Raw genomic sequence first — 2,300 nt, forward strand, 5'->3', positions numbered from 1 at the left:
GAGCCTTGAGAGCGGAGCCTGCGAACTGCCGAGAAAATTGTCTGAGCGGAGAACCGAACGTTGAAGCTGCATGACAGCCATAGAAAAGAATCTGAAGACGTTTACGTCCGCTCAGTAGCAAGTCCGCCAGACAGCATCATCAAAATGAAACCGTGACGATGCTGTCTAACCTGTCAGCCAACACGGACCCACGCCTGCAGACTGCTGCTTCGCAGCGAAGGGTGTGGTCCGGTTGCTTCCGACGTTAGCCGCTAATGTTCTTCGAAGCCACGCTCAAATACAGTGAAGCCATCGTGAGAAGAGCCGCTTTGGCCAGTTGGCGCCACGCCTTCGGGGTTAGGTTTGTTGTTGCACTCGCACTTCTGGGCGCGAGCTTTCTGTTTCTGGTTCAGCGAGGCGAGAGATCCTGGATCGTTGGAATGCTCGGCACTGTCTGGCTGTTGGGCATTGCCTTCGCGGCGGCGGCCTATGTCGTTTCGGTTCAAAGCTCCTTGAGCAGGCTTCGACAAATGCAGTCCCCGGAGGCCCTCCTTCGCGCGGAGGCGTCGGGCTTCAGCATTTCATCTGAACTCGGCGCGGTCACCATGCCGTGGTCTGCAGTCAAGCGGGTTTGGCGCCATCCAGAGTTCTGGCTCCTCGTCCTATCAAGGTCAAGCCAAGTCACGCTCCCTCTTGCCGCAGTCGCAGAAGAGGCGCAGTCCTTCATCCTGCAACAGATCAAAGGCGCCGGAGGTAAGGTTGGCGGCTAACCCTTCAGTCAACCGGACGTCCAACAGCGGGCTTCGCCCACTGTCGGCCGCCGGTTACCTCAAACGTTAGATGGCACAGATCGGCGTGGCGAGAACCTACAGCATCTACGACCTTGTCAGAGAGGTCTCGGTGCGCCCAGGGATGTATCTTGGCCAAGAAACTATCGATAAGCTTGGCTGCTACATATGGGGCTACAAAAAGGCTATGCATGATCTCGGTGTTCCTGAGTCGCCCATATTTGACCCGTATGAGTTCACCAGTTGGGTGCGAAGAAAATACAACTATCCTGGCTCAGCCGAAATTTCCGGGTGGGAGAAGACCGTACTGACAATCAGCTTGGAAATTCCCGGCGATGAAGTTGAGTGGGACAAACTGCCGACAAACGTCTCAGTCGAGAGGCATCGAAGCTCCGTGTACTTCTTCTTTGAGCTTCTTAAAGAATTCGGTGAGCGCAAGAATGCCATCTAACCAGCTAGTCGACACGGACGCCCAAGGGCTTCCGCTCGGTCGCTGCGCTCCCTGCGCACCTTTCCGCGGTCGCCGGTCACACGCACGTTAGACCGCACTCAATGTTTCACCCTGCCACTATCGCTGAAGTCACTGGCCTTTTGGAAGACGGTCTTCCCAGGTTGCATCCGGAGCATCGCGCAGCTTTAGAGAAGGCACGCATAGCTCCGCGTGAGCTGTCAGTCGCAGATTCACCTGGTGAGTATGTCGTTGCCATCGCTGCCTTTGGCGATAAGCTGCTGCACTGGTCCGACGTAGAGGAAGGGTGGGAGCTCGAACGTCCAGACGACGAGGGCGGCATTGCGTCGCGTGGCTGTAACCAGTTCGAGCTGACCCATGTTATGTACCAGACGCTGGGAGATCCCAATGCTGTCTAACTGGTCGGTCAACGCGGACCCGCAACTGCAGGAGGCGGCTCCGCCGCATTTGTTGCGGTCCGGTCATTTTCAACGTTAGACGTCGAAAACCTATGCGACAAGCACTGCTCATCACGACTCTTCTAGTTTCCACTTTCGCTTACGGGGCGGGGTTTGATTGCGCTAAGGCAAGCACGAAAGTCGAGCGCTTGATTTGTTCCGACGGAGAGCTTTCTGAACTTGATAAAACGCTCTCAGAGGTCTTCTCGCTTGAGCTAGACAGAGAAAACGATGCTCCGCGCCTTCGCGCATCGCAGAAGAAGTGGCTTGCGGCCCGGAATTCGTGTGGAAATGCACTGTGCATCAAGCAACAGTACGAGCGAAGGATCTCTGAACTTTCTTGCGAGCCCCAGAGCCGCATGGCAGGCTCAGCCATAGGCAGCAGCCAGTGTTCGCACTTCTCGCAGGGCGTTCTGGAACGGGAGCTCTCGATCCTTGAGGAGCGTTACAGCAAGAAGGTCTTAGCAGAGTCAAATAATCTTGAATACACAGAGCGCACGCTGCTCGCTGAACGGAAGGCGTGGCCCGACTATCGCGGTGCACAATGTGCGTTGTATGGCGCAACCGAGGGAGGATCTGATGGTTGGAAGAACGCTTTCGCAGGCATGTGCGAAGTCAACGAGACAC

4 protein-coding genes are annotated in these 2,300 nt (G+C 56.1%); 3 read left to right on the forward strand and 1 reads right to left on the reverse strand.

Going from position 1 to position 2,300, the window contains the following annotated elements; genetic code table 11:
- Positions 1–254: 254 nt before the first annotated feature.
- Both AC1D1Z_RS36460 and AC1D1Z_RS36465 read left to right on the forward strand, forming a co-directional pair.
- A complete protein-coding gene (locus AC1D1Z_RS36460) occupies positions 255–749 on the forward strand; it encodes a YcxB family protein (RefSeq protein ID WP_477700118.1) in 495 nt (164 codons plus the stop codon).
- A 70-nt stretch (positions 750–819) separates the two neighbouring features.
- Positions 820–1,218: a hypothetical protein gene (locus tag AC1D1Z_RS36465; RefSeq protein ID WP_477853678.1), complete on the forward strand. Its 399-nt coding sequence runs from the start codon at positions 820–822 to the stop codon at positions 1,216–1,218.
- 230 nt (positions 1,219–1,448) lie between these two features.
- On the opposite strand, the gene AC1D1Z_RS36470 is transcribed toward AC1D1Z_RS36465, so the two are convergent.
- Positions 1,449–1,595, reverse strand: a complete 147-nt coding sequence (locus tag AC1D1Z_RS36470) for a hypothetical protein (RefSeq protein ID WP_477853679.1) — start codon at positions 1,593–1,595, stop codon at positions 1,449–1,451.
- A 131-nt stretch (positions 1,596–1,726) separates the two neighbouring features.
- On the opposite strand from AC1D1Z_RS36470, the gene AC1D1Z_RS36475 reads away from it, so the two are divergent.
- Positions 1,727–2,300, forward strand: a 574-nt coding sequence (locus AC1D1Z_RS36475; protein WP_477853681.1) for a lysozyme inhibitor LprI family protein, incomplete at its 3' end; no start/stop codon positions are given.

Source organism: Rhizobium sp. P1_E1, assembly GCF_056406015.1.